Source organism: Xenorhabdus sp. PR6a (assembly GCF_028599065.1).
Classification (GTDB): Bacteria; Pseudomonadota; Gammaproteobacteria; order Enterobacterales; family Enterobacteriaceae; genus Xenorhabdus; species Xenorhabdus doucetiae.
Genome location: NZ_JAQRFJ010000009.1, coordinates 78463 through 84462 on the forward strand (window position 1 = coordinate 78463; position 6000 = coordinate 84462).

At 38.6% G+C, this 6000-nt stretch carries 4 protein-coding genes; all 4 read right to left on the reverse strand.

What is annotated here, in order from left to right:
• Positions 1-96 precede the first annotated feature (96 nt).
• The 4 genes from PSI15_RS04305 to PSI15_RS04320 all read right to left on the reverse strand — a co-directional run bounded on the left by PSI15_RS04305 (position 97) and on the right by PSI15_RS04320 (position 5188).
• A complete protein-coding gene (locus PSI15_RS04305; RefSeq protein ID WP_273582444.1) occupies positions 97-1131 on the reverse strand; it encodes a fimbrial protein in 1035 nt (344 codons plus the stop codon).
• Positions 1132-1193: 62 nt separating this feature from the next.
• Positions 1194-3758, reverse strand: coding sequence for a fimbria/pilus outer membrane usher protein (locus PSI15_RS04310; RefSeq protein ID WP_273582445.1), 2565 nt, complete (start codon positions 3756-3758; stop codon positions 1194-1196).
• Positions 3759-3858: 100 nt separating this feature from the next.
• Positions 3859-4560 carry a fimbrial biogenesis chaperone gene (locus PSI15_RS04315; RefSeq protein WP_273582446.1) on the reverse strand — a complete coding sequence of 234 codons (702 nt, stop codon included), beginning with the start codon at positions 4558-4560 and terminating at the stop codon, positions 3859-3861.
• 97 nt (positions 4561-4657) lie between these two features.
• The gene (locus tag PSI15_RS04320) at positions 4658-5188 is read right to left on the reverse strand and encodes a fimbrial protein (protein ID WP_045970738.1); all 531 of its coding nucleotides are present in this window, start codon (positions 5186-5188) and stop codon (positions 4658-4660) included.
• Positions 5189-6000 lie beyond the last annotated feature (812 nt).

Sequence of the window (6000 nt, forward strand, 5' to 3'; positions counted from 1 at the left end):
GTTACAACATACTTATTAGGTATCAACCCAACAAACTCAGCCAGCCAAACAACCTCCACAACAATATTGCTATGGAGGATACAAAAAAGGGCACTTTTATTGATAAGTTAATGTAACTGTCGCCGTTGCATCTGCTTTACCGGGAGTAATTCGCGTATCAGTCTGGATATAGCGGGCACTCAGTGGAATTTGAATATATCCTCCTGACTGGGTTGAACCGGATACAACTGTAGAGCGCATTGATAAGGGGCGATTTTGATATAAGATCTGTAAACCGATACCTGTTGCGGTGACGTTGTCACTGCTGTAATCCAATGCCCAAATATTGTTAGCGTTGCTTTTGGCAGGGCGCCCATCTAACAAGACTTGAACATTAAGATTTGCGTCACAATCTAATCCCAGATCGAAATTTTGGGTTCCGGCAGTACTGTTAATCCCCCGAAATTCACTTTTTCTGATATCCCCCATATTAACAAAGATCGTATTTTGTCTAAGAGAACACCCTTGGGTAACGATGTGAGTATTTTCCAAATAGAAAGTATTGACTATCGTACCATTGCCTAATCTGGCACTGGTTAATCTTAGTCTATGTGTCTCTCCGGATCCTGTGGTCGGGGCAATTTTGATCAATTGCACGGTTAAATAACCCCACGTTCTGCCACAATAGAGTTGTCCATTTCCATGAGGGTATTTTGATGTATTACAGGTGCTGGGATGTTCCACTATTCTGGGCAACCAGTCTATGCCATAACCCGGACCCCAGGTATTGATACGTATTCCCACGCCAGGCACACCGGATTCATAAATGGCATCATTATTGTAGTGTGCCCTTACAAAACCAGGTTCATCCCACCAAGCCGCTGTCGGCTTATGACAAAGAGCGATATCATCTTGCTCATACATTTGATCGAGACGAATTTCACCGATGGTGGTTCCGATAGGATGATCTCTGGGAATGACGATAGTCCCAAAAGAAACGGGGGTCATTTTGTGGAGTGCATTTTGAGCATAATTGCAATGTGCCTGAATGGCAAAGCTGCTCATTATGCCGGCAATAAACAAACTTGCCATTAATGGTTTTAAAGATGTTTTTAGGTATGTTTTTAAGAATAATTTTAAGCTGCTAGCCATAAATAATTTCCATAATATGTAAAGATATTAAATGAATATCCCATATTGTTATTCACAAATTATTACTCACAGGATGCATTCAGAATGTACAAACCCGATTCTGGTGTTTTTTCTGGAAGCTGATAATTAACATGACATTCTTGAACATCTTTATGACCCCATTTCACCCATATCCGGCCAGACTGGGGAACACCGCTGAGATAAACCTGACCATCATTACCGACAATAGTGCTATTGATTTCATCGGCTTCATTGTTTGATTCTAATGTTGCGGTTGCACCAAATGGAATGGCTTTAGTTTGATGGGAAAGTATCAGTAAGGCGCGATAGCCAATACGAGTCCGGAAATTGGCCAGCGTCAGTGAACCCTGAGTTGGAATGATAGTTTGCGTATTGATCTCAATATCAACGTTGTTACCCATTGAATACGTATCCAGCGCAATACGATTTTTCCGGTAGCTACTGACATAAGGCACAATGGCATGGCCTTGCCAGTCAGTCCTGATGCCGGTCTGGTTTTGTACTTTGACGCCTGACGCACCATTAGCGCGCACTAATACCGGTGTATCCCCTAAAGATTGGGAAAGGGTGATGCCATAAGGGTGGGCTACGATCCCGCCGGATAAACCATAAGTCAGTTGTCTGGCGTGTTTGTCGTAATTGTAACCTGCGTTGACTTGGGCATATGCTCCCTTGTATTCTGCGCCGATATTTCCGCCAACATCTCGATTGCGGCTGGTATAGCTTTGCTGAATGTTATAACTCAAATTGTTATCTTCAAGAGCTGTACCATTTAAGCTGATTTGATGGGAGGTATCACCGTTTTTACTGTCTGTCATGTTATAGCTTACCCAGCTATTTTTCAGCCAACGATCAAGGGGAATTTGAACGCCAAATGAGACAATTTGCTCATTGCGATCTGAACCAGGGAAAGCGCTGTGAGAGTAATTCAGACTATAATTAATGGCATTGTAGCTTGTGTTATAACCCGCACTAATATTTCTCTCATAACCTTTTTGCCACCAATAATCCTGTTGGAAAGCCGATAAAAAGATAGCGCCCCAATCACCAAGAGACTGGTTAATATGTAGCTGCAATTTACTGCGTTTATTGGTGATATTGTAGGTTTTTCCATTGGTTTCTGTACCTGCCTCATTCGCCTCTTTAAAATCGTAGAAATTTTGTGTCGAATAACGATAACCTGCCAGAGTAAGGGTAGTACCTGTTTGGGACAGATCCTTGGCATATTGGAAGCGATAAGATTGACCATACTGACTGGAATTCGATATTAAATGGGTCTTGGCGTAAGTGACATCAAAGGAAAGGGAACCCCAGTCAACCAGACTGTAGCCTGTACCTAACGCGATGGATTGATAATCTTTTGCGATCGTCGTTCCGCCATAAGCAGTCACACGATTGGAAATACCATAAATCATCGTACCCTGCATGAAATAGGGCTCTTTTCCCTGCGGGGAGTTAGAGCGGTATTTTCCCAACGTCAGCGAATGCCGCAGGCTATTTTCCCGTAACATCACGGGCATAGTAGAAAAAGTTTGCACAGAACGGTGTTCACTTCCATCGGCTTCTTTGACAATGACTTCGATATTTCCTGTCGACGTTGTTGGATAGAGATCATTGATAATAAAAGACCCCGGAGGAACGTAAGATTCATAAATAATGTAACCATTTTGTTTAATGGTGACTTGAGCATTGCTTTGGGCAATTCCTCTAATGGTTGGCGCAAACCCTTTTAAACTATCGGGCAACATATTGTCATCAGAAGACAACTGAATCCCACGAAACTGAAAACCATCAAAGATAAGAGATGAGGTATAATTGTCTCCAAATATAAGCTGACTTTTCAGTGCATGAATATCTCGCTGAAGATATGTATTGATATTTTGCCATTTTTTATTCTGGCTGCTGTAAGTAGAATAGTTCCGCAAACGCCATGCTTGCCAATTGGCACCGGTTCTGAGACTGAGAAAATGGTTGTTTGTTGATCCGGGTTGATTATCCTGCCAACTCATGGAACCACTGTAGCTATAATTGACCAACAGAGAGGTTAATCCCTGATCCCACAAATGAGAGGGCACATAATCTCTTGCCTGATTATTCAACGCGGCTTGGGGCACGCTAATATCCAACCGCTGTTGTTTGAAATCAAACGATGTTGATGCAGATGGAATATGTTGACCGAGATCAGAAATTTCTGTTTCTTGCGGTAAATCAAGTAATGTAGGAAATGCCTCAATATTGACACCCATCTCCTTGAGTTGAGATATTTTAAGTTTGGGTGATAGTTTATTATTGACGATAACAAAATCGATATTACCGGTATCTGCTTTTTCCCGATTCAGATAAATATCTACCCAATAACGGCCGGGAGGCTGTTGATCATCTTGAGTAAAGATCGACAAATCAATATCTTCAAAACCTGAATAAGTTTCCAACGCATTAATGTTGAAATACTCTTCAGCGTGAGCTTTATGGTTATACGCCCAAAAGGGAATGCTTAACAACACATAAAGAGATGCCTGACTATATAGGCAGCGCCGGCCTGGTTTGAAAAATAACGCCCAATTATCAGAAAGATTTTTTTGAAGATAATGACGATAGTGATTCATAATAATTTTCTAATTTTGATATACCCTCTATCTTTCAGGTTGTATCTTGAAATCTGTTGGGTATATAGGTTGTATTATTTCTTATTACAATAAAATTTAATTACAACTGACATTTTTCCTCTGGTGTTACACCACCAAAATCATTAATGGTTTTCCAAGTTACCTGATTGATGTTTTTGATAGGAACATCCCAACTTATTTGGCCAAAAGGCACAATCATTCCTGCGGGTTTAATTTCATGACTTTTTAGATTATTGCCAACGGTTAATGTAGAAAAAGAGACATAGTAAGGCGTTGGATTTTCTACAATCAGTTTGTGTTCATAAGCCTTAAATTTCAGTGTCTTATAAGCAATGCCAGCATTGTCAATCAGACTGGCAGGGCGATAGAACAACTTAAACCGGGATTTTACCGTGATCTGTAATTGGTTCTGTGCTGATTTGGCTGTAGCCGGAATAGACTTAATATTGAGCCAGAACAAAGATTCTTTGTCTTCAGGTAAATTGTTTTCAGGTAAAGCATTTCCGGTGTTAACAATACGTAAAATATTCTCATCCCCGGCTTTTAATTTAAAAAGTGGGGGAGTGATAATAAAAGGCGCTTTAGTTTTTCCATCCTCACTTTCGACCCATGATTGGATCAGGTAAGAAATATCCGTTTCTGGATTGTTAATAGAAATAGAGGCTTCTTTTTGATCGCTGATATAGATAACACGTGTGCCGCCAATAACAACACCGGCAAAAGAGAGACTGGTACTGAAAATGTAGACTAAAATAAAAGTCAAAATGCGAAAATATTTCAAGGTGGTTGCTCCAAACAATACTATTTAAACCCAAGTCATATTGTCCTGAATTATATTGTCTTGGCTTCCTTGCCATCATTTCCATTAGTTATAGGTATTAATTATAGGTGATAGTAAAGTTAGCGACCGCATCACCTGAACCTGGCACAACCTTGTTAGATGTCGCGATATATTTGGCGATGAAATCCAGAGTATTAACTTTCTGACCTGCTACCAGTTTTTGCGATTGTGAGTTTTCAGCGATATTAATCGCTGTGCTACTGTCATCTTCATAAAGAGCGAGCGCAACACCTTGAGCTGCATTTCCTTTACTGTTGGTTAACGCTAAAAACCGGCTATTGGTTTTGTCTGTTTGACCATCAAATTTAACCTGAGCCTGGTTGTACTCTGTTGGGCAATCAGTCAAGTTAATACTAAAACGAGTCGCGGCAGAGGTGCTATTCGCTCCGTTAAATGAACTTGAGCTGATAGTACCCATATTGACGGTTTGATTAGCGGAATTTGAATCGACTTTACACGCAGTCGCCGTGATCTTTCCCGTAAATTTGACTTGTCCATCGGCAGCGTGCGCAGTGGACATGAGTACAGATGAAATAAATAAGGATGAAATAATTAACTTGGTTTTCATTTTCTAAAATATCCCATCTCTGACGAACTGATTCGACAGAGAAACAGATTATCGAGTTAGTGTTAATGTTTAATGCTGTGTATAACTACAGCAGTGAATGATTTAGGATTGCGTCTGAAAAATAACAAAGACACAACAGTTCATATTTCCTTATCAACGATAAGGTAAGAATATAGTAGCGAGTCTTTAACAAAGATCAAAATAATAACTTGACTAATCTCATAATTCGGAGTTTTGAGCTATTAAGGAAAATTTAATAGAATTGTTATTCATAACATAGATTTTTTTCTGAACTCCAATGAACTTTTATTCTGTTTTATAAGATTAATTATTAATTGAGGATATCCTGTAAAAATAAACATGTTGAAAAACACATAGATATTTTAACGCTATCTTTTCTTGTTGATTCTTTGCTCAAAGATTAATTAATTGTAATAAATATATTTCATTTAATTTTTATGTCTAATATTGCAATTATGTAAGATTCTATATCTAGACTTAAGCTAAATAATGATAGGTTTTATCTACTTAAAGTTAACTTATTATTAATAATATCTTATCGATAAGCGCCTGTTTAAAGATCAGTTTCTATATGTTTGAAAAATATATCGAGACAAAAGCAGAATTAATACTTATGAGTTGATCGTTAAACGTTCTTTTTCTTCTTATTTAGTTACAACATACTTATACCTGCCAACAAAAAACAACAAAGCAAAAATAAACTCCCAAACACAAAAAAGCTCAGTAAAAAAACCAAATAGCTCAAAAAATAATATCAATGGTTAAAATTTAAATAAAAAAATAAGAGGGGA

What these genes read in the sequence shown, in the direction of transcription:
- PSI15_RS04305 (WP_273582444.1), bottom strand. Translation starts at nt 1,131, where the DNA reads ATGGCTAGCAGCTTAAAATTATTCTTAAAAACATACCTAAAAACATCT.
- PSI15_RS04310 (WP_273582445.1), bottom strand. Translation starts at nt 3,758, where the DNA reads ATGAATCACTATCGTCATTATCTTCAAAAAAATCTTTCTGATAATTGG.
- PSI15_RS04320 (WP_045970738.1), bottom strand. Translation starts at nt 5,188, where the DNA reads ATGAAAACCAAGTTAATTATTTCATCCTTATTTATTTCATCTGTACTC.